Annotated in this window: 20 protein-coding genes; 6 read left to right on the top strand and 14 right to left on the bottom strand. The window is 52.2% G+C overall.

All coding sequences use genetic code 11. The annotated features are described in order from the left end of the window. Window positions 1-55: 55 nt before the first annotated feature. From WFO70_RS19105 to WFO70_RS19080, 6 genes are all read right to left on the bottom strand, one after another. Window positions 56-448, bottom strand: coding sequence for a hypothetical protein (locus tag WFO70_RS19105; protein WP_337018413.1), 393 nt, complete (start codon window positions 446-448; stop codon window positions 56-58). Between the two features lie 376 nt (window positions 449-824). Then, window positions 825-1,217: a hypothetical protein gene (locus WFO70_RS19100; protein ID WP_337018411.1), complete on the bottom strand. Its 393-nt coding sequence runs from the start codon at window positions 1,215-1,217 to the stop codon at window positions 825-827. Window positions 1,218-1,330: 113 nt separating this feature from the next. Next, on the bottom strand, window positions 1,331-2,341 hold the full coding sequence (locus WFO70_RS19095) for a fimbrial protein (protein WP_337018409.1): 1,011 nt from the start codon (window positions 2,339-2,341) through the stop codon (window positions 1,331-1,333). 27 nt (window positions 2,342-2,368) lie between these two features. Further along, entirely contained in the window at window positions 2,369-4,909 is a 2,541-nt protein-coding gene (locus WFO70_RS19090) for a fimbria/pilus outer membrane usher protein (protein WP_337018407.1), read from the bottom strand. A gap of 60 nt (window positions 4,910-4,969) precedes the next feature. Then, window positions 4,970-5,656 (bottom strand): fimbrial biogenesis chaperone, encoded by a 687-nt coding sequence (locus WFO70_RS19085; protein ID WP_337018406.1) that lies wholly within the window; start codon window positions 5,654-5,656, stop codon window positions 4,970-4,972. Window positions 5,657-5,717: 61 nt separating this feature from the next. Continuing rightward, entirely contained in the window at window positions 5,718-6,272 is a 555-nt protein-coding gene (locus WFO70_RS19080) for a fimbrial protein (protein WP_337018405.1), read from the bottom strand. Between the two features lie 498 nt (window positions 6,273-6,770). On the opposite strand from WFO70_RS19080, the gene WFO70_RS19075 reads away from it, so the two are divergent. After that, window positions 6,771-7,334 carry a winged helix-turn-helix domain-containing protein gene (locus WFO70_RS19075; protein WP_337018403.1) on the top strand — a complete coding sequence of 188 codons (564 nt, stop codon included), beginning with the start codon at window positions 6,771-6,773 and terminating at the stop codon, window positions 7,332-7,334. Between the two features lie 116 nt (window positions 7,335-7,450). Here WFO70_RS19075 and epmB read toward each other — a convergent pair whose 3' ends face one another. Beyond that, window positions 7,451-8,479: an EF-P beta-lysylation protein EpmB gene (epmB, locus tag WFO70_RS19070; RefSeq protein ID WP_337018401.1), complete on the bottom strand. Its 1,029-nt coding sequence runs from the start codon at window positions 8,477-8,479 to the stop codon at window positions 7,451-7,453. Window positions 8,480-8,519: 40 nt separating this feature from the next. Between epmB and efp the strand changes: the two genes are divergently transcribed. The 3 genes from efp (at window position 8,520) to ecnB (ending at window position 9,536) form a co-directional block, all read left to right on the top strand. Next, on the top strand, window positions 8,520-9,086 hold the full coding sequence (gene efp, locus WFO70_RS19065; protein WP_032616155.1) for an elongation factor P: 567 nt from the start codon (window positions 8,520-8,522) through the stop codon (window positions 9,084-9,086). Between the two features lie 65 nt (window positions 9,087-9,151). Further along, a complete protein-coding gene (locus WFO70_RS19060; protein WP_337018399.1) occupies window positions 9,152-9,283 on the top strand; it encodes an entericidin A/B family lipoprotein in 132 nt (43 codons plus the stop codon). Between the two features lie 106 nt (window positions 9,284-9,389). Then, window positions 9,390-9,536: a lipoprotein toxin entericidin B gene (ecnB, locus tag WFO70_RS19055; protein ID WP_106994025.1), complete on the top strand. Its 147-nt coding sequence runs from the start codon at window positions 9,390-9,392 to the stop codon at window positions 9,534-9,536. A 49-nt stretch (window positions 9,537-9,585) separates the two neighbouring features. Here ecnB and WFO70_RS19050 read toward each other — a convergent pair whose 3' ends face one another. Further along, window positions 9,586-10,164, bottom strand: coding sequence for a helix-turn-helix transcriptional regulator (locus WFO70_RS19050; protein WP_337018398.1), 579 nt, complete (start codon window positions 10,162-10,164; stop codon window positions 9,586-9,588). Window positions 10,165-10,435: 271 nt separating this feature from the next. Here WFO70_RS19050 and sugE point away from each other — a divergent pair, with 271 nt between their 5' ends. Beyond that, a complete protein-coding gene (gene sugE, locus WFO70_RS19045) occupies window positions 10,436-10,753 on the top strand; it encodes a quaternary ammonium compound efflux SMR transporter SugE (protein ID WP_032616159.1) in 318 nt (105 codons plus the stop codon). Here sugE and blc read toward each other — a convergent pair. From blc to frdA, 5 genes are all read right to left on the bottom strand, one after another. Further along, window positions 10,750-11,280 carry an outer membrane lipoprotein Blc gene (gene blc, locus WFO70_RS19040; RefSeq protein WP_337018396.1) on the bottom strand — a complete coding sequence of 177 codons (531 nt, stop codon included), beginning with the start codon at window positions 11,278-11,280 and terminating at the stop codon, window positions 10,750-10,752. The two genes, sugE and blc, sit on opposite strands and share 4 nt — an antisense overlap. A gap of 85 nt (window positions 11,281-11,365) precedes the next feature. Beyond that, window positions 11,366-11,725, bottom strand: a complete 360-nt coding sequence (gene frdD / locus WFO70_RS19035) for a fumarate reductase subunit FrdD (protein ID WP_337018394.1) — start codon at window positions 11,723-11,725, stop codon at window positions 11,366-11,368. A 10-nt stretch (window positions 11,726-11,735) separates the two neighbouring features. Further along, a complete protein-coding gene (gene frdC / locus WFO70_RS19030) occupies window positions 11,736-12,131 on the bottom strand; it encodes a fumarate reductase subunit FrdC (RefSeq protein WP_337018392.1) in 396 nt (131 codons plus the stop codon). A 10-nt stretch (window positions 12,132-12,141) separates the two neighbouring features. After that, window positions 12,142-12,876 (bottom strand): succinate dehydrogenase/fumarate reductase iron-sulfur subunit, encoded by a 735-nt coding sequence (locus WFO70_RS19025; RefSeq protein WP_337018390.1) that lies wholly within the window; start codon window positions 12,874-12,876, stop codon window positions 12,142-12,144. Then, on the bottom strand, window positions 12,869-14,659 hold the full coding sequence (frdA, locus tag WFO70_RS19020; protein ID WP_337018388.1) for a fumarate reductase (quinol) flavoprotein subunit: 1,791 nt from the start codon (window positions 14,657-14,659) through the stop codon (window positions 12,869-12,871). Before frdA ends, WFO70_RS19025 begins: the two co-directional genes overlap by 8 nt. A 309-nt stretch (window positions 14,660-14,968) precedes the next feature. Between frdA and epmA the strand changes: the two genes are divergently transcribed. Further along, window positions 14,969-15,946, top strand: coding sequence for an elongation factor P--(R)-beta-lysine ligase (epmA, locus tag WFO70_RS19015; protein ID WP_337018386.1), 978 nt, complete (start codon window positions 14,969-14,971; stop codon window positions 15,944-15,946). 81 nt (window positions 15,947-16,027) lie between these two features. Here epmA and mscM read toward each other — a convergent pair whose 3' ends face one another. Next, window positions 16,028-19,351: a miniconductance mechanosensitive channel MscM gene (mscM, locus tag WFO70_RS19010; protein WP_337018384.1), complete on the bottom strand. Its 3,324-nt coding sequence runs from the start codon at window positions 19,349-19,351 to the stop codon at window positions 16,028-16,030. Window position 19,352 lies beyond the last annotated feature (1 nt).

Genomic DNA, 19,352 nt, shown 5'->3' with positions numbered 1-19,352 from the left:
AAGCAATGAATAAAAAGGCCCATTTCAGGGCCTTGTTCAAAAAATAGAGAAGCGATTACCAGAAGGACAGAGAGCCGTTGAAGGCAGAATACAGCACATCGCTGAACACCTGGGTAACATAGTCAAACCCGCCAAAGAAACCCGCAGTGGCGCCGCCGATAAAACCGCCGACACCGCCGATAATAGCGCCGCCCAAAGAACCAATCATACCCAGACCCAGCGCACCGCCAGCGTTATCACCAATGCCAGCGCCCACGGCCATGCCGCCCAGGGTGCCACCAACGCAGCCGACAATAAGCCCGGAGGTTGCCTGGAAAGCATTATTTAGCACAGAGCCAACGGCGCTTTGCAGAGAGCTGAAATCCCAACTGTAGCCGGTGCCCCATGCTGGTGGAGTAAAATCGCCACCTGAGACATAATCCATTTCCATTAAGGTTAATTCTTTCATTTTCATTTCCTTGATAAATATAAAGCTTCCATTTTAGTCGAGCTGGAAGATGACTCAATTGCGGCTTCGAAATAAACAGGGGTACGGTTTATCTGAGGCGAAAATAAGGGTTTGGATTTTCTTGGTATTGATTCGTATTTATGTCATGACGTCAATCATGTTAGGTGATGCGCAATTTAATGGATCAGGGAAAATATTGCAATCTTCATTGCTGTATATGTGTTTTAGAAGAATTAAGGTGAGTATGCCCTGGGGTAATATTGACAATCAGCGATTTATTATAAGAATGCTATTGATTAGCGATGTCAAACACCTTTAAACAGGATTAAAAGAAGACCCTTCTCAGGGTCTTCTTTTAGATTAGCGAAAAAAAATCTTACCAGAAGGAGAGGGAGCCGTTGAAGGCTGAGTACATCACATCACCAGCAACCTGGGCGACATAGTCAAACCCACCGAAGAAACCCGCAGTGGCGCCGCCAACAAAGCCAGCGACACCGCCTATAATAGCGCCGCCAAGGGAACCAATCATACCCAGTCCCAGTATACCGCCGCCGTTATCGCCAATGCCAGCGCCCACGGCCATGCCGCCCAGGGTGCCACCAACGCAGCCGACAATAAGCCCGGCGCTTGCCTGGAAAGCATTATTTAACAAAGAGCTCACGGCACTGTCCAGGGAGCTGAAATCCCAGCTGTAACCGGTGCCCCATGCCGGTGGAGTAAAATCGCCACCTGAGACGTAATCCATTTCCATTAAGGTTAATTCTTTCATTTTCATTTCCTTGATAAATATAAAACTTCCATTTTATTAGAGCTGGAAGGTAACTCTTATATCTTCGTGAAAAGCGAATTATTTAGCGACACAGATTCATAATTTTGGATATCTTAATCCTGAGTGATGGTGATCGTCATTGCGGTATTGGCGGTGCCAGGGTTGATATCTTTGACAGCTGAGGTCGCTTTATACCGCGCCGTCATGGGTATCGAGATTTCCTTGTTACTCACATCATTATTTGTATAGCTATAGTCACTGGAGAAAACGAGTAAACTATTGTTCTTATCGCGAACCTCCACTCCCACATTTTTCGCGGCACCGTCAACAGAAGAATCGATGTCCATAAACCCGTTCGTGCTACCTGACGTCATCCTGTCGTAGGTAACTTTAATGGGCGTATTATTAGGGATGCCATCCGGGCAGTTAATGTCTATTTTGAAATTAACCACGGGGCCATAACCCGAGCTGTCGAAATCACTCTTGCTCACTTTTCCCATTTGCACAGTCTGATTACGTTTTGCATTATCTATTGTACAACTCTTAACCGTCCAGCCTCCGGTTGACCCACCATTAAGGTAGATTTCATAGAATGTTTTGGCCCGAACCGGCGTTTTAAGACTATTAACTTTTGCGGTCACCAGGGTACCGCTCTTCAATTTTCCTTTACTGTTAGCATTAATTTCGCCAGTTTTGATCAGTTCAATCCTGATAACGCCCGTTGTGGTCCTGCCGTCCCAGGAGCCAACCGCAGGCGTCTTGACATAGGGTGCCCAGTTTTGATTATAGACGATGTCTCTTACGCGTATGCCGATACCGCTTAAGCCCGTTTCGTAAACTCCACTGATTGCCGATTCGGTGCTAAAGTCGCTCCCCATCTCGCTGGCATAATAGGGCGTCTGATTACCACAGTTAAAAGCGGCAGGATAAGTTCGCGTGTTGACTAACTGCGAGTGCAATACACTGCCTGTCGGAACGTCAGGGTCTATCTTTAATGAATTAATCACAATCCACACTTTTTTATATTCAACAGAGCATTCGGCGGCTATTGATTTACAGCTCACTACCGCTAAGGCAAGCAGGAGCAAAGTGTTAATTATTGATGTGCGAAAACGTGGTTTCATGCTGAATATCCTTATATCGCCAGAGTGTTAGCGGCACTCTGCCTGTGACTGTACTATCCCAACCTGCTGCTGCGCGTTGGCTAAAGAGAATGTCGCTGTGCAAGACTGGTTCTCTTTCTTACCCCACTGAACATTCAGTGTTCCGGTTGTCGCTAATCCGGTGAGGTAAACCATTCCATTATCGTTAACAATACTGCTGTTATTTGGCTGGCTTTCATCCGTGACAGTGGCACCAAAAGGAATTACTTTGCCTGTTGGATTTATTAGCCGGATAATTGCACGTTGACCAACGTTACCGCTGAAATTGGCCTGAACAATCGCTCCCCGGGTAGGTACAACCTTTTGCGTGGTAATATCCATATCAATATTATCGGCAAAGGTTTCGCTATCCAGCATGACTTCGTTATAACGATAAGGCGTACTGAACGGAATGATCGCGTAGCCACGATAGTCTGTTTTAACGCCGGTTTGATTCAATATATTGGTATTAGCAACGCCAGGTGCTTTGACCAGGGTGGCTGTTTCGCCGATTTGCTGACCCATTGTTACCCCATCGCGATGGATCAGAACACTACCGGCCGCGCCGTAGTTAATGCGCTGCGCGTTATGGTCATAATCGTAACTGGTGAATACTTGACCATAGGTGCCATCATAGTTAACCCCGGTGCTACCGCTACCATATTGGCGGTTGTCGTAGGATTGCTGCACGTTCCAGCTCAGGTTATTTTGCTCTAACGCTGTGCCGTTTAAGCCCAGGGTATTTGTTGTCGAACCTGGATTCCCGGTATTCATTGAATAGGTGGCCCAGGTATTTGTTAACGCTCCACCAAAAGGTACGCTGAGCGAAAGCGAGAACAGTTTTTCACTATCATAATCGCGGCTCGAGTTACTGCTTATTCGCGATGAGCGGTTATAAGAGTAGTTTAACGAGTAGTTAATCCATTTCCATGTATTGTTGTAGCCGACGCTTAGGGATGTATTACGGCGTTTTTCATTCCAGTAATCTTCGATTATTCCGCTTAAAGTCATTGATCCATTACCGCTTCCGAGGTTCTGGCTAATCGTGGCTTCTGTGCGATTTCGTACCCGGTTGTAGTTATATTCCCCGGAGCCATCACGATAGCTCTCAAGGACATCACCTAACGTATTGAAGCCGGATGTGGAGTAACGGTAACCCGCAATAGAGAAGTTGGTGCCAATATCGGTTAAATTTTTGCTGTACCGAATTCGCCAGGATTGCCCGGTGGTTTTTACCTTATCTTTAAGGGTCGACCAGGCTTGTGTGACATCGATGGATAATGCGCCCAGTTTCCCCATATTTTGACCAAACCCTATCGCCAGGGACTGGAACCTGGATGCTGCCTGGAACCCACCAAAGAGGGTTGCGCCTAGCGGTAAACCGTAGCTTGCCGTTGCCTGGGTAAAGGGTGTTTCATCAACATAGTTGTTATATGAACGATAGCGTCCGGTGGTCACGCCATATTTCAGACTGCCTTCTCTACGCAGAACGGGCAGAGAAGCATAAGGCACAATAAATTCCTGCTTACTGCCATCCGACTCCTCAACAGTAACCTGTAAATCACCGCTACCACCCGTTGAGTACATATCGGTGATTTCAAAGGGGCCGGGGCGGACGTAAGATTGATAAATCATGTAGCCATTCTGCTTGATGATAATCTTCGCATTGGTTTTGGCTATGCCCCTGACGACAGGGGCGTATCCCTGCATACTGTCCGGATCCATTTGATCTTCGGAGGCGAGCTGAGCACCGGTATAGGGAACACTGTCGAAAACATCCCCCGGTGACGTACTTTCACCCAGCGTCAATACGCTTTTTATCGCCTGTATGTTGCGCTCTGCATAGGTGTAGACCGTGTCCCACTTGCCCGCGCTGGAAGTCTGATCGGCTCTGTTCCAGGAGGTATAGTTTCGTACACGCCATGCACCGATATTGAAACCCGGTCTCAGGTTGAGGTTGTAGTTTTCCGTATCATTGCCCTGAGATTGACGCGCGTAACTGTTCGAGGCATTAAACTGATAGTTCATCAGCAGGGCGGTGATGCCGTCATCGTATTTTTCAGGTGGAACATATCCACGAACAACCGGACTCAGTGCTGCCTGAGGGAAGTTATACCTCAGGGTTTGCGTCGGAAAAATAAACTCGTATGACGCATCAGGAATAGCGGTTATCTCCGCGCATCCTTTTGTGCCCTGCGACAGGCCAGGGAAATTATCCGTGCGTACGCCAAAAGCCTGCAACTCCTTTACGCTAATACAGGGTTTAAGTGTATTAGTGCTCTGGGCCCCGGGCGCCGTATTCAGCATAAACTCAACATCACGGGTATCAATGAACATGTCATTAATTATAATATCCACGCGATATTTGCCCGGAGCCTGCGCATTTTCATTTTCAAAAGCGGAAAGGTCAGGCGCTTCGTGAGATCCGTTAATGCCATTCAGAAACGCAGGGTTGAAAAAATCGCGAGCGAGAACGTTAGAATGATAGCTGGACCAACACAGGCTGATTAATGCCAGTGAATAAGCAGTATATTTAAGGTTTGTGGCCATTTTTTTTCCCTATTGTCAGCCATAAGCTATTCCTTCCAGCAACGCGGGTGAAATAGCATCCTATAAGCTATATTTATGTTCCGGGCCGATGCCGCCCTGATCATTTATAATTGCCCAGGTTACAGTGCCACCTGTGACGCCTGTTGGAAGCGAATATTCATTACTTGCAAAAGGAGCCAGTAATACAGGCTCTTTAACGTTGATGTTATTCACTTTTATAAACGAAAAATTCATATAATAGCCGGTAGGGTTGGACGCTTTGATCTTATTCCCGATGCGTTGCCAGGTCAGTTTGTTAGTCACACTCTCCGGGATATCATCGACCAGTGCTTTAGGGCGATAGAACAATTTCATGCGATTCCGGACCGCGATTTGCAGCGTATTTTTATCGCTATCCGCTTGTGCTGAGGGGATTGAGGTTACGTTAAAATAAAAGACCGACTCACGATCGACAGGCATGTTGTCGATCGCTTTAAAAATACGCAGAACGCTTTTTTGCTGGGCATCCAGACGAAAAAGGGGCGGCGTCACCATGAAGTAGTTTTCAGAACCTTCAACACTACCCTTTTCAATAAAAGACTTTATTAAATAAGGGGTGCTATCTTTGTTCTCTACGGTAATGTTAATTTCTTTTTTACCCTGCGGGTAAATAAGGCGAGATCCACCGATCAATACACCTGCATTGGCGGTCGCCATTCCACATTGTGCAAGTATCATTGTTAACGCAAGTGATGTAAAAATTCGCATAATTAACTCTGCATTAAGGTGAAGTGCCCCCGAAAGGGAGCACTTAGTAACAAACTATCTATTAATAGTTGATGGTAAAGGTAGCGCTTGCGTTAGCGGTACCCGCTACAATGGTCGTTTCACGCTGGATATAGGCGGCTTTGAAGTTCAGTTCGGTGGAACTGCCGGTACCCACATTCAGGGTTACAGGTTCTGATGCTTCGCCCAGTTTCAGTGCTTTTCCGTTTGGATTAGACAGGAGGATGGCGACGCCTTGTGCTGCGCCTGTAACATCTTCCAGGGCCAGATAGCTGTTATCACCTTTATAATAAGCGCCGTCGAATTTCAGTGTGGCGCTAGTCGGAGTACCGGTAGGGCACTCGGTCAGGAAGATTTTGACATTGGTAGAACCCGCACCATCGCCAGCGGTAGAACCCACGCCAGTAAAGCTACTCACTGGCACATTGCCCAGCTTAACTGTTCCGGAGTTGCCACCGGTTAAAGAACCAATGTTGGTTTTGCATGCTGCGTCACCAATGCTACCGGTGAAATTTACGGTGCCGTCGGCGGCTGCTGCATTACAAGAAATGATAGTAGCGGCTGCTAACGCAGTCATGAATGCGATATTTTTTTTCATTCTTTAAATCCATATTAAGTTGAAGTGACTTCATCCTGTAATAGATATCTCGCGCTAAGCCTTGTTGTCAGATGTTATTCTAATAACGGCTGTCGTTATTGGGAAACTATCTAATAAACACTTTTCTTTGCCGGATACTATTATGTTTTCCTGTGACAGGAATTGCTCATATGTAAAGCAGCCCCCGCAGAAAGAACAACGCGGAAGATAGTGGATAGGGCCTGAGAGTGCATGTGAATTAATTTGAAATTTGATTTTACAATGTATTAATGACATTGTTCGAAATTGTACTTCATCATCATATTGGACTTCAGGTTCGAAGAGATTATCATAGGGAATATGATGTCTTGCACGCTCTCTTAAGTATTTCATCAAAGTAAATTTAGTTTTTTATTGCTTTATGTATCTGAATATAATGACTTTTTAGATGGTGATGAAGCGGAACTTCACATTGCCACTCCATGTTATCCATAGATAAAGGAATGTCTGGGAACTGTTATGCTATATAATATCTATATGATTGATGATAAGATCATTTTTAAGGTGAATGAGAATATCTTAGAGCCCGTAGCTGAAAGTGGCGAGCGCATCATCCTTAATTCACCTACTGCCCGTTGTTTACAACTGTTGCTCGAAAGTAACAAAGAGATTGTCTCACGCGAGAAATTTTTGGAGGTAGTGTGGCGGTCCCGGGGAATTGTTGTTTCCGAGAACACGTTTTATCAGAATATCTCTTTACTGAGAAAATCCCTCAAATCCGCTGGCTTGACGAAAGATATCATCACAACAGTCCGACGGAAGGGGTTCCGGCTTTCCTCTGATACAGCGGTTGTAGTAGTGTCAGATAGTGAAGTAATTAATTCTGATCAGCAGGTTAATAGTGATGCAAAAATGGAGGTTGTGATTCCAGAAGTCGCTGGGAATAATCAACCAGAGCTGGCAGAATTAGCGGTTAAGAAAAAGCGAGCTGTTTTTTTTGGTGCACCTGTTTGGCTCGTTCTGTTAATTATTGTATTAATTGGGCTCGAAATCGCGTCTATAATTACCAGGCATTTCATTTAGCTTATTACGTAATAACCGGGAAGTTACTCTTTCTATTTACATTGCGGGTTGTGATGCGGAAAAATGAAAGTATTAACTTATTTTTGAAACTTGCCGGCATGAGCCGGCAACGTCTATTACCGCTGCTGTAGGCCTAAATCCAAAGGCGTTTTGCTCGGCTGACCACCAATCTCGCGTGCCAGTTTCGGCACCATGTAACCAGAAACCAGAGTCAATAATTCACGCATAATCTGGCGTGCTTCTTCGTCGCTGACCATAAAATGCGCAGCACCTTGTACGCGATCTAACACATGCAAGTAGTAGGGCATAACGCCAGCATCAAACAGTGCATTGCTCAAATCGGCTAAGATACGAGCCTGATCGTTGACGCCGCGTAATAGTACACTCTGATTGAGCAGAGTGACGCCTGCTCTGCGTAACGCAGCCATGGCTTCAGAGAACGACGCGTCAATCTCATTGCTGTGGTTAATATGATTAACGAGTAATATTTGCAGCGATGAGCGGGCGAAACGCGCCACCAGGGATTCGGTAATACGCGCGGGAATAACAATCGGTAAACGGCTATGGATCCGCAGCCGTTTAATATGCGGGATCGCTTCCAGCTGGGTGATGAGCCAGTCCAGTTCGTGATCTTTCGCCATCAACGGATCGCCGCCAGAAAAGATGATTTCATCCAGCTCAGAATGGGAGGCAATGTAGTCGAGCGCCGTCTGCCAGTTACGCTTATTCCCCTGATTGTCAGAGTAGGGGAAGTGGCGTCGGAAGCAGTAGCGACAATTTACGGCGCATCCCCCCTTCACCAGCAGTAACGCCCGGTTGCGATACTTATGCAGTAAACCAGGCACGACGCTGTTCTGCTCTTCAAGGGGATCGGTACTGAAACCAGGGGCAACGATAAACTCGTCCTGCGAGGTAAGGACCTGTTTTAACAGTGGATCGTCAGGGTTGCCTTTCTCCATACGCGCGACAAATGCACGCGGCACACGCAGCGCAAACAGGCGTTTCGCATCACGTCCTGCGAGGAGTTTTTCATCTGCATCTAGCTCTAAAAGACGCAGGAGTTCATCCGGGCTGGTGATTACATCGGCAAGTTGCAATAACCATTCTTCTCTGGATGGGGTGTTTAGGGTTACAATATGCGCCATTTTGTGGCTTAGCTACCAGTTAACAATTTCAGAGGGCCTTATGGCGACTTACTATAGCAACGATTTTCGTGCCGGTCTTAAAATCATGATGGACGGCGAACCGTACGCGGTTGAAGCCAGCGAATTCGTTAAACCAGGTAAAGGTCAGGCATTCGCACGCGTTAAGCTGCGCCGCCTGCTGACCGGTACCCGTGTAGAGAAAACCTTCAAATCCACCGACTCCGCTGAAGGCGCAGATGTTGTGGATATGAACCTGACTTACCTCTACAACGACGGTGAATTCTACCACTTCATGAACAATTCAACTTTCGAACAGCTGTCTGCTGATGAGAAAGCTGTCGGTGATAGCGCCAAATGGCTGCTGGATCAGGCTGAGTGCATCGTGACCCTGTGGAACGGCCAGCCTATCGCTGTGACCCCGCCAAACTTCGTTGAGCTGGAAATCGTTGAAACCGATCCAGGTCTGAAAGGCGATACCGCAGGTACTGGCGGCAAGCCAGCTAAGCTGTCTACCGGTGCAGTGGTTAAAGTTCCACTGTTCGTTCAGACTGGCGAAATCATCAAAGTGGATACCCGCTCTGGTGAATACGTGTCTCGCGTGAAGTAATTCACCCGTGAGAAAAGGCGCAGTGCCATGCTGCGCCTTATCGACCTAAAGAAGGTTCATGGACGATGTCGCGCACAATCAAAATTCTCCTGCTGATGGTTCTTGCCAGCGTACTGCTTTCCGGATGCAACACGGCCCGTGGTGTCGGGGAAGACATCAGAAGCCTGGGTCATGCTATTTCGCACGCCGCCTCCTGATATTTTCTACTTTTCCTAAAAATTCTTCCTTTTCCGTCACTCGCCGGGATCCTGGCTATGCTTATGTTGCTGTACACAATAACTTTGGCTAAAAAAGGAAGACATTATGCTTAAGAAAACATTTGTAGCGATCTTTTCTGTTTTGGTGCTTTCGTCAGTATTAACTGCCTGTAATACCACTCGCGGCGTCGGTGAAGATATCTCCACTGGCGGTAGCGCGATCTCTGGTGCGGCAACTAAAGCACAGCAGTAATCTTGGGCGGTACGGGGCTGAACATGCCGCCGTACCCTCAGTTTACCGCTCAGGGTAGTGACAGAAACGGCGAGTACCGTGTATCCATGTGCAATTTCATCCGAATATTGCGCTTGTAGGTGTAAACCGTTTTTCCATGAATACTCAGTTTACTGGCAATCTTCTGGTTGCTGGCGCCGTCCATCCACAGCGTTAACACTTTCTCTTCCTGCCGCGTCAACAAAGGCGTCGCAATGGGTGCAGGTTCGCTCACCTGCTGGGAGGCTAAGACCTCATTAATGGTCTGCGCCAGTACCTGCAGCGGGGTCGTTTTGGCCAATGATGCCCACAGAGGAAAGGTGTGCATAAATGCCGATACTTCTGGTTGCTCTTCCGCATGTAACATCACAAACGGCACGGTTTTGCTGGCGCTCATCAGCGAAGAGAGCTGTTGAATGTCTGATGTAAAACCCTGCAAATCGGCAATCACCAGCGCGGGTTTCCATTGCAGGATATGCTCCCTGGCCAGAAAGAGATTGTTCAGGCCCGTCACCAGTACCGGGAAGGGAAATAGCCCTGAATGATTGATCCACATTTCCAGGCCCATGCGGGTGTAATGACACCGGTCAATCAAAAGAATTTTGAACATTAGTTTTTCGCAATCGGCAAAGTGTAGTCGCTTCCTGCATTCAGGAAGTGCCCCATAATAAAGAAGTCGGATGAGTCATAAATGATGGAATTTCGCTGCTAATTACGTCTATTTCTTGCTTTCAATCGCTTAAGTGCGGGCTGAAACAAACACGTTGAAAAATGAATTCATGCTCTTCACAATAAGCAGTTCACCTGCCTTACGGGACGACCTGTAAGCGCTTCTCTCATCGGGGACGGCCCCAGACTGTTATTTAAGTTAAGGAGCCTTTATGTCCTGGATTATTCTTTTTATTGCCGGTTTACTCGAAGTGGTTTGGGCCATTGGCCTGAAATATACTCATGGGTTTACGCGCCTCACTCCCAGCATTATTACCGTTTCCGCCATGATCGTGAGCATCGTGCTGCTCTCCTGGGCTATGCGTTCGCTGCCCGTAGGGACGGCGTATGCGGTATGGACGGGGATCGGCGCGGTAGGTGCAGCCATTACCGGGATCTTACTGTTGGGGGAGTCTGCGAGCCTGGCGCGTATTGCCAGCCTCGCATTGATAGTCGCCGGTATTATTGGGCTGAAGCTCAGCACCCATTAATGGGGCTGTTCAATCCAGACCAGCTGGCTGACATCAAAGCCCTGGCGGGTGGCGGAATCCAGTAGCCTTTGTTTCATTTCATCTGAAATGGTTGGTGTGCGGGAGAGGATCCACAGATAGTCACGATTGGGCCCGCACACCAGCGCATGCTGATAATCCTTATCCAGCGCAATCACGTTATAGCCGCCATAAAACGGACCGATGAAAGAGACTTTCAGCGCTGCAGTGTCAGACGCGCCGGTAAAGTAGGCTTTCCCCGTCACTTTTTGCCACATGTCGCGTTCAGGGTTGTAGCCCCGATTGATAACCTGAATACCGCCGTCACTCATCAGGCTGTAGTGCGCCGTTACCTTTTGCAGGGCGCGTTCAAAGCGGTGATCAAAACGGGCGATTTCATACCAGCTGCCCATGAATTTTTGGGCATTGAAGGGCCGAACGACGGTCACGCCCGGGGGAGGGACAGGAGCACTACAGGCAACAACCAGAAATGCAGCGGCAACGGCGGCGATGACGGGCAGGATGCGCATAGGCGTTTCCTTACAGGATTTTTGTTAAGTGTAGAACCTGTCAGGAATTTTGCTCTCCCACCGGCTGGCGGGAGAGCGGGGCAGATCACATAAAGACGACGGCAACCAGCGTGACTACGCTCAGAATCGCCGCCAGTCCGTAGAACACCCATTTCCCGTTAGGGACGTGGATCTTCAGGTCATGCATAGCGTGATGAATACGGTGCAGACCGCACCACAGCGGCAGAACAATCATCAGGAAGATGAAGGCCCGACCAATAAAGCTGTGGGCAAAGGCCAGGACCCGCTCATAGCTCAGCGCATCGCCGGGATAGAGCCCCAGCGGCAGCATAATGCCCACCAGCAGAATAATGACCGGTGCGATAATGGCGCACCACATGCCGCCTGCCCCAAAGAGTCCCCAGAAGACGGGCTCGTCAGAACGTTTTGGATTTGGATTAATCACAGTGGTCTCCTTACCAGAACAGGGCTACGCCAAGAATGACCACGGTCACGACCGCAGTTACCACCCAGAGCCCTTTGATGATTGGCTCCGGCCCCAGCTTTTCGTTTTTGACGATAATATTTGCCGCTTTCGGCGCCAGTTCAAACCAGGTTTTGGTATGCAACAGCGCTGCTGCCAGCACGATGATATTCAGGATCACCACAATGGGGTTTTGCAGGAACCCAACAAACCCGGCCCAGCTTTCCGGACCATGCTTAAGGGCAAACAGGCCGTACATCAGTTCGATGCTGAACCACACTGCAGGCACTGCCGTGCCTTCACGCAGCATATAGAAGCGATAAAACGGCAGATTTTTCCACCAGGTGGACGGCATTGGCCGTACATAGGCTTTGCGTTTAGTCGTCATCATGCACTCCTTAGCGTGGTTTCAGGGTGGCGATAAGAAAGTCTTTCGAGCTTTCTACTTTGCCCTGTTGGATCGCAGCGGCCGGGTCGACATGCTTCGGACATACTTCCGAGCAGTAGCCGACAAAGGTACAGGTCCAGACGCCGTTCTGGCCGTTCAGCTGCGCCATACGTTCTTTCTTACCCCGATCGCGGCTGTCTTCGTTATAGCGGTGCGCCAGGGTAATCGCGGCCGGGCCGATAAACTCCGGATTCAGGCCAAACTGCGGGCAGGCGGCATAGCACAGACCACAGTTAATGCAGCCGGAGAACTGGTGATATTTGGCCATCTGCGCCGGGGTCTGCTTGTTCGGCCCCTGATCCGGCGTACGCGGATTACCAATGATGTACGGCTTAATGGCTTCCAGGCTTTCGATAAAGTGGGTCATGTCGACCACCAGATCGCGCTCGATCGGGAAGTTAGCCAGGGCTTCGACCTTCATCCCTTTCGGGTACTCGCGCAGGAAGGTTTTACAGGCCAGCTTCGGCACCTTGTTGACCATCATCCCGCAGGAGCCGCAAATCGCCATGCGGCAGGACCAGCGGTAGCTCAGGTCCGGTGCCAGGTTGTCTTTGATGTAGCCCAGCGCATCCAGCAGAGAGGTTTGCTCATCGTAAGGGACTTCATAGAAAGTGCTGTGCGGTGCGCTGTCCACTTCCGGGTTGTAGCGCACCACTTCAACTTTCATAGTTTGCATCTCAGCCATTAGTCGTCTCCTTCTTCTCGGCTGCTTCCGCTTCTGCACCGTAAACGCGTTTCGCCGGTGCCAGCGTGGTGATCTTCACGTCGCTGTAGTCCAGACGGGTAGTACCGTCTGCGTCGCGATAAGCGAGGGTATGCTTGAGGAAGTTGATGTCGTCACGCTCCGTGCAGCCTTCGTCCAGACGCTGATGCGCGCCGCGGGACTCTTTACGCGCCATGGCGGAGTGCGCCATGCATTCGGCAACGTTCAGACCGTGGCCCAGCTCGATGGTGTAGAGCAGATCGGTGTTGAAGACGCTGGAGGTGTCCGTCACCCGCACGCGTTTGAAGCGCTCCTGTAGCTCAGCCAGTTTGTCGATGGTTTTCTGCATCAGCTCCGGCGTGCGGTAAATACCGCAGCCCTCTTCCATAGAAAGCCCCATCTCATCGCGGATCTTCGCCCAGTTCTCGCTGCCTTCCTGATTCACCAGATTCTTCAGGCGCTGCTCGACATCGGCCACCTGCGCATCGAGCGCGGCACCGTTAGCGGCACCGGCCGTGGCGGCGCGGGCCATGGCCTGTTCCCCCGCCAGACGGCCAAACACCACCAGCTCGGCCAGAGAGTTGGAGCCCAGGCGGTTCGCGCCATGCAGGCCGACGGAGGAGCATTCGCCCACCGCAAACAGGCCTTTGATACGGGTCTCGCACTGCTGATCGGTTTCGATCCCGCCCATGGTGTAGTGCGCGGTTGGGCGTACCGGGATCGGATCTTTAACCGGGTCGACGCCAACATAGGCTTTCGACAGTTCACAGATGAACGGCAGACGTTCCAGCAGTTTCTTCTCGCCCAGGTGGCGCAGGTCGAGATAGACCACATCGCCGCGCGGGGTTGGGATGGTGTTGCCTTTGCGCCACTCGTGCCAGAAGGCCTGAGAGACTTTATCGCGCGGGCCAAGCTCCATATATTTGTTCTTCGGCTCACCCAGCGGGGTTTCCGGGCCCATGCCGTAATCCTGCAGATAGCGGTAGCCATCTTTATTAACCAGGATACCGCCTTCACCGCGGCAACCTTCGGTCATCAGGATGCCGGAACCCGGCAGGCCGGTCGGGTGATACTGGACGAACTCCATATCGCGCAGCGGAACGCCGTGCTGCAGCGCCATGCCCATCCCGTCGCCAGTCACAATGCCGCCGTTGGTGTTATAGCGATAAACACGTCCGGCACCGCCGGTCGCCATCACCACGGCGTTGGCGCGGATCTGGACCAGCGTGCCTTCCATCATGTTCATCGCCACCAGGCCGCGGGCCTGGCCGTCATCAACCAGAATGTCGAGGACAAAATGTTCGTCGAAGCGTTGGATCTGGGGGAACTGCAGCGAGGTCTGGAACAGGGTGTGGAGCATATGGAAGCCGGTCTTATCGGCGGCAAACCAGGTACGCTCAATCTTCATGCCGCCGAAGCGACGCACGTTGACGCTGCCGTCATCACGGCGACTCCACGGGCAGCCCCACTGCTCCAGTTGGGTCATCTCCGTCGGACAATGATGTACGAAGTAATCAACGACATCCTGTTCGCAAAGCCAGTCGCCACCGGCTACGGTGTCGTGAAAATGATATTCAAAGCTGTCATGATCCTGCGCGACGGCGGCGGATCCCCCCTCGGCGGCGACCGTGTGGCTGCGCATCGGGTAGACTTTTGAAATCAGGGCAATTTTAGCGTTTGGGTTAGCCTGGGCTGCAGCAATTGCTGCGCGTAATCCCGCTCCGCCTGCGCCAATAATGGCAAGATCGGCTTGAAAGGTATGCACGACATTCCTCCAGATTTTTGATATTTCGCATCTCATCTACCCTGAGGTAGTGCACGGCCCGGGAGGGCAAATGCGAAAGCGATTCCACTGCTCCTTTATGGGTAACGCAGTATAGCCGTAGGAAAGGGAGGGAAATTTGACGTGTTCGATTTTTTTGCAGTTCTTTCCTTCGATTTATCATTGTAATTGATGAATCACGTCACGAAATTATTGGGAGTTATGAAATCCGGCAAATGACTGTGCAAAATTTGTCTCCGCCATGGGTTACGAGTAGACTTCGTCCCCTTGTCTGAAATCGGAGAAAATCTCATGAGCGAAACGGCCACCTGGCAGCCGAGCGCATCCATCCCCAATCTGTTAAAACGCGCAGCAATTATGGCGGAGATCCGCCGCTTCTTTGCCGACCGCGGTGTGCTGGAGGTGGAAACGCCCTGCATGAGTCAGGCGACGGTAACGGATATTCATCTGGTGCCGTTTGAAACCCGTTTTGTTGGCCCTGGCCACTCCCAGGGGATGAATCTCTACCTGATGACCAGCCCGGAATACCATATGAAGCGCCTGCTGGCGGCGGGATGCGGGCCGGTGTATCAGCTGTGCCGCAGCTTCCGCAATGAAGAGATGGGGCGTCATCACAACCCGGAATTCACCATGCTGGAGTGGTATCGCCCGCACTATGATATGTATCGCCTGATGAATGAGGTGGACGATCTGTTGCAGCAGGTGCTGGAGTGCCCGGAAGCTGAAACCCTCTCGTATCAGCAGGCTTTCCAGCGCCATCTGGAGATTGATCCGCTCTCGGCGGACAAGACCCAGCTGCGCGAAGCGGCGGCAAAACTCGATCTCAGCAACGTTGCCGATATCGAAGAAGATCGCGACACGCTGCTACAGCTGCTCTTTACCTTTGGCGTTGAACCACAGATTGGCAAAGATCGCCCGACCTTTGTCTATCACTTCCCTGCAAGCCAGGCGTCACTGGCGCAGATCAGCACCGAAGATCACCGCGTGGCGGAGCGTTTTGAGGTTTACTTTAAAGGCATTGAGCTGGCGAATGGTTTCCATGAGCTCACCGACGCCCGTGAACAGCAGCAGCGTTTCGATCAGGATAACCGCAAGCGTGCCGCGCGCGGCCTGCCGCAGCAGCCTATCGACCACAATCTGCTGGGCGCATTAAAAGCCGGCTTGCCGGACTGCTCCGGCGTGGCGTTAGGGGTGGATCGTCTGGTGATGCTGGCGCTGGGCGCCGAACAGCTGGGTGATGTGATTGCGTTTACCGTAGATCGCGCTTAAGGGTTTGCCGGGTGGCGCTGCGCGTACCCGGCCTGGGAAACAGCAGGCCGGTGTAAGCGAAACGCCGCCCGGCATGCAGGCTTACAAACTCCCCGCCGGACGTTTCTTCGCGCCCGACGTCAGGGTTCTTCCCGTCTTACGTCCGTCCAGGCTTTCCAGACGCATCTGGAACGGTGGGAACGGCAGATCGATACCGTGTTCACGGAAGCCCGCCAGAATCAGCTGGTGGATCTCATGGCGCAGCGGCATGCGGTGGCCCATCTCGGCCGCGTAGATACGCAGCTCGAAAATCTGGATCCCCTGCTGTAAATCCACCAGGAACACTTCCGGCTCTGGCGTGCTGATCACCAGCGAGCAGCGCTCGGCCGCCGTATAGAGGATCTGCGTCACCTCTTCACTGTTGGCATCCGACGGGGCCGGTACGGTCAGTACCACACGCGTCACGGAGTCCGACAGCGACCAGTTAATAAACTGCTCGGTGATAAACGCCTTGTTAGGCACGATGATCTCTTTACGGTCCCAGTCGCTGATGGTGGTGGCGCGAGTGTTGATCTTCGTAATGCTGCCGGTCAGATCGCGGATTGTCACCGTATCGCCAATACGGATTGGCTTTTCGAACAGGATGATCAGGCCAGAGATAAAGTTGGCGAAGATCTCCTGTAAACCAAACCCGAGCCCGACCCCGAGTGCTGCCACCAGCCACTGTAGTTTCGACCACTCAATACCGATCATCGAGAAGCCCACCAGCCCGCCAAACAGCATCAGCAGGTATTTGGTGATGGTGGTGATGGCATATCCGGTGCCAGGGGTTAAATCCAGATGCTGCAACAGGGCCAGCTCCAGCAGCGCCGGGAAGTTACGGATCAGCTGGGTGGTAATGATGAACACCAGAATGGCAATCAGGACCGCCCCGAGCGTAATCGGCTCGAGGCTCTCCACGCCCTGTACCGTCGAGGTGACATCCCAGAGGGTGATGTTTTCCAGGAAGCCGAACGCAGAATGAATTTCGGACCACAGCACAATGACGGAGAGCAGGGCGACCAGCATCAGAATGGAGCGGACCAGGCGCAGGGACTGGGTACTGATGGCATCCAGATCCAGCTCTGTTTCATCGACGTCCACCACGCCTTCGGTGCTGAGCATATGGGCCGGCTCTTCTTCGCCGCGTGCTCGCTGGGCAAGGATTTCGGCCCGGCGGTTCTTTGCCCGGTCGAAGGCCAGACGACGGCGCTGGATCAGCATCCAGCGGCGGATAACGTGGTAGACCACCAGCAGCAGGAACCAGATCGCCACCGAGGTTTCAAGACGCGCCAGCAGCGCCTGGGCGGTGGCCAGATAGCCGACGGCTGCCGCCAGAATCGCCGCCAGCGGGGCGCTGAGCAGCAAATTCCACAGCATGTGGTTGACCATATTATCGCCGCTGCCCTCTTTGTCGAGATAGAGCGGGATCCCGGCTTTTTTCAGGCTCAGCGTTACTATGGCCAGCGCGCCGCAAATCAGGATAAAGCACAGACGGCCGAGCGAACCGGAAAATTCCCGGTCGTTCAGGTTATCAAACATGATCAGCGCCATGATCAGCGGCACGATAAGCCCGATGCTCATCAGGTAGTAGCGCATCGCCCGCGCCACGCGGTTACGCGGCCAGCCAAAGTGGGCGACAAACAGGCCATTTGGCCGGGCGAAGGTGGCGCAGATCATCACCACCCACAGCAGCGGCACGGTGGCTGTCACCCCGGCACCAATGGCTACCGCCAGCGGATAAGGCCAGGCTTCGCGCAGCCCATAGCCGAGGGTCATCCACAATACCGGCAGCGGTGAGGCGACCAGGATCGACCAGAAGACCGTGCGCAGCGTGAGCCAGAAATGGTCCTGGGTCACCTTGCCGACGCGCGCGCTGGAGCGGTCGAGGAAGCGGGTGAAGTGACGGCGGGAGTAAATACTGAACCCGACCAGAATCAGCGCCCCCAGCAGCGGGAAAATGGTCTCCTTGTTGGTGAGCATCATCACGCTGGCTTTGCCAAGCTGGCTGAAAGTATCCAACGAAATCAGACGCCGCAGATCCTGAACAATATCAATCGGCCAGGAGAAGGAGATCGGCCGCACGTCCGAGGTCCAGAACAGGTAGCGGTGCGTCGCCTCGTTGACCTCTTTTAAGGCATCTTCCAGCTGGCTGTTGGAGACCTTCAGTTTGGTCAGTTCCAGCAGCAGCGTATCGCCGCCCTGTAACAGGGAGTTCAGCAGTTCGCGTTGCGTTCTTAACTGGGCTTCGAGGATGCGGTTCTGCTCGGCGGTGAGCGGCTTGCCGTCCGGCTGGTGGATCTGGCGCAGCTGCGGCTGCTTGTTCAGGAGATCTTCAAAGCGCAGACGCTGCACGCGCAGCTGGGCCATTTCGGTATCGAGCTGCTGAGGTTTTGGCATCTCGGGCAGGCGGGCTACCTGGGCGCGCAGGGCTTCACCGAGCAGGTTCGACGAACCCAGCCACTGTGACTGCTCGCGCAGCGTATTCAGCGCCTGACGCACCTGTAGCGTTTGATTAGTGGCCTGACGCTGCTGCGAGGCCACCAGATCCATGCGCTGGGCCTGCTGGTTGAGCGCGGCTGAAAGCTCGCGGTTGACCTTAAACTGCTCGACGATACCGGTGGGCAGGTTCTCGCTGTTCTCTGCCAGCAGTTCAGTGCTCTCCAGCGCCCGCTCGGCTTCACGCTGTCGCTGGCTGTTGAGCTGATTGCGCAGCGCCTGGAGGTAAGCATCCAGCTGTTCGCCCTGTTTTTTCGCCAGCTCGGAGCGCATACGCGCCAGCTCCTGGCGATTATTGGCCGAGAGCTGCGCCAGTTCCAGCTCATCCACCAGCGCTTTTAATCTGGCTGATTCCGCCTGGATGCCCAGATTTTGAGCCTGGCTAAGGGAAGTATTGCCGGTTTGCGCTCCGGCCCGACGTTCAACTTCATTGAGCTGACGGCGGGCATCGGTTTGCTGCTGAGGCAGCTGGTTCAGGGAGTCAGCGATATCCCGGGCGCGTTCCTGCTCCTGCTGCGCCTGGCGGGTTTTTTCCAGTAACTGGCTGCTGACCTGCAGGATTTCCTGGTTCAGCGTGTCAGAGGTCATGCCCGCAGGCACCTGGCGCGGCTCTTCACGCAGATCGTTCAGCTGCGCGCGCAGGGTCTGTGACAGTTTGGGGAAGTTATCAATGACCTGTTGATACTGCGTGGCGCGCTCAAGGGAGCCTTTACGCTCCTCAAGCGCGTTCAGCGCAGCTTCGAGCGCCTCAACGGTTTCCGGCTGGGCGGGTTTTGCCGCCTTCGCCTGCTCCAGTTCCTGTGAGATTTGTTTGCTGTCGGGGGCCGTCGCAGCGTACGCCCCCGTACTGAGGCACCAGGCCATCAGCAAAGTGATAATCAGGCGCACG

Source organism: Leclercia sp. AS011 (assembly GCF_037152535.1).
Classification (GTDB): domain Bacteria; phylum Pseudomonadota; class Gammaproteobacteria; order Enterobacterales; family Enterobacteriaceae; genus Enterobacter.
This window is presented reverse-complemented; position numbering and strand designations above follow the sequence as displayed.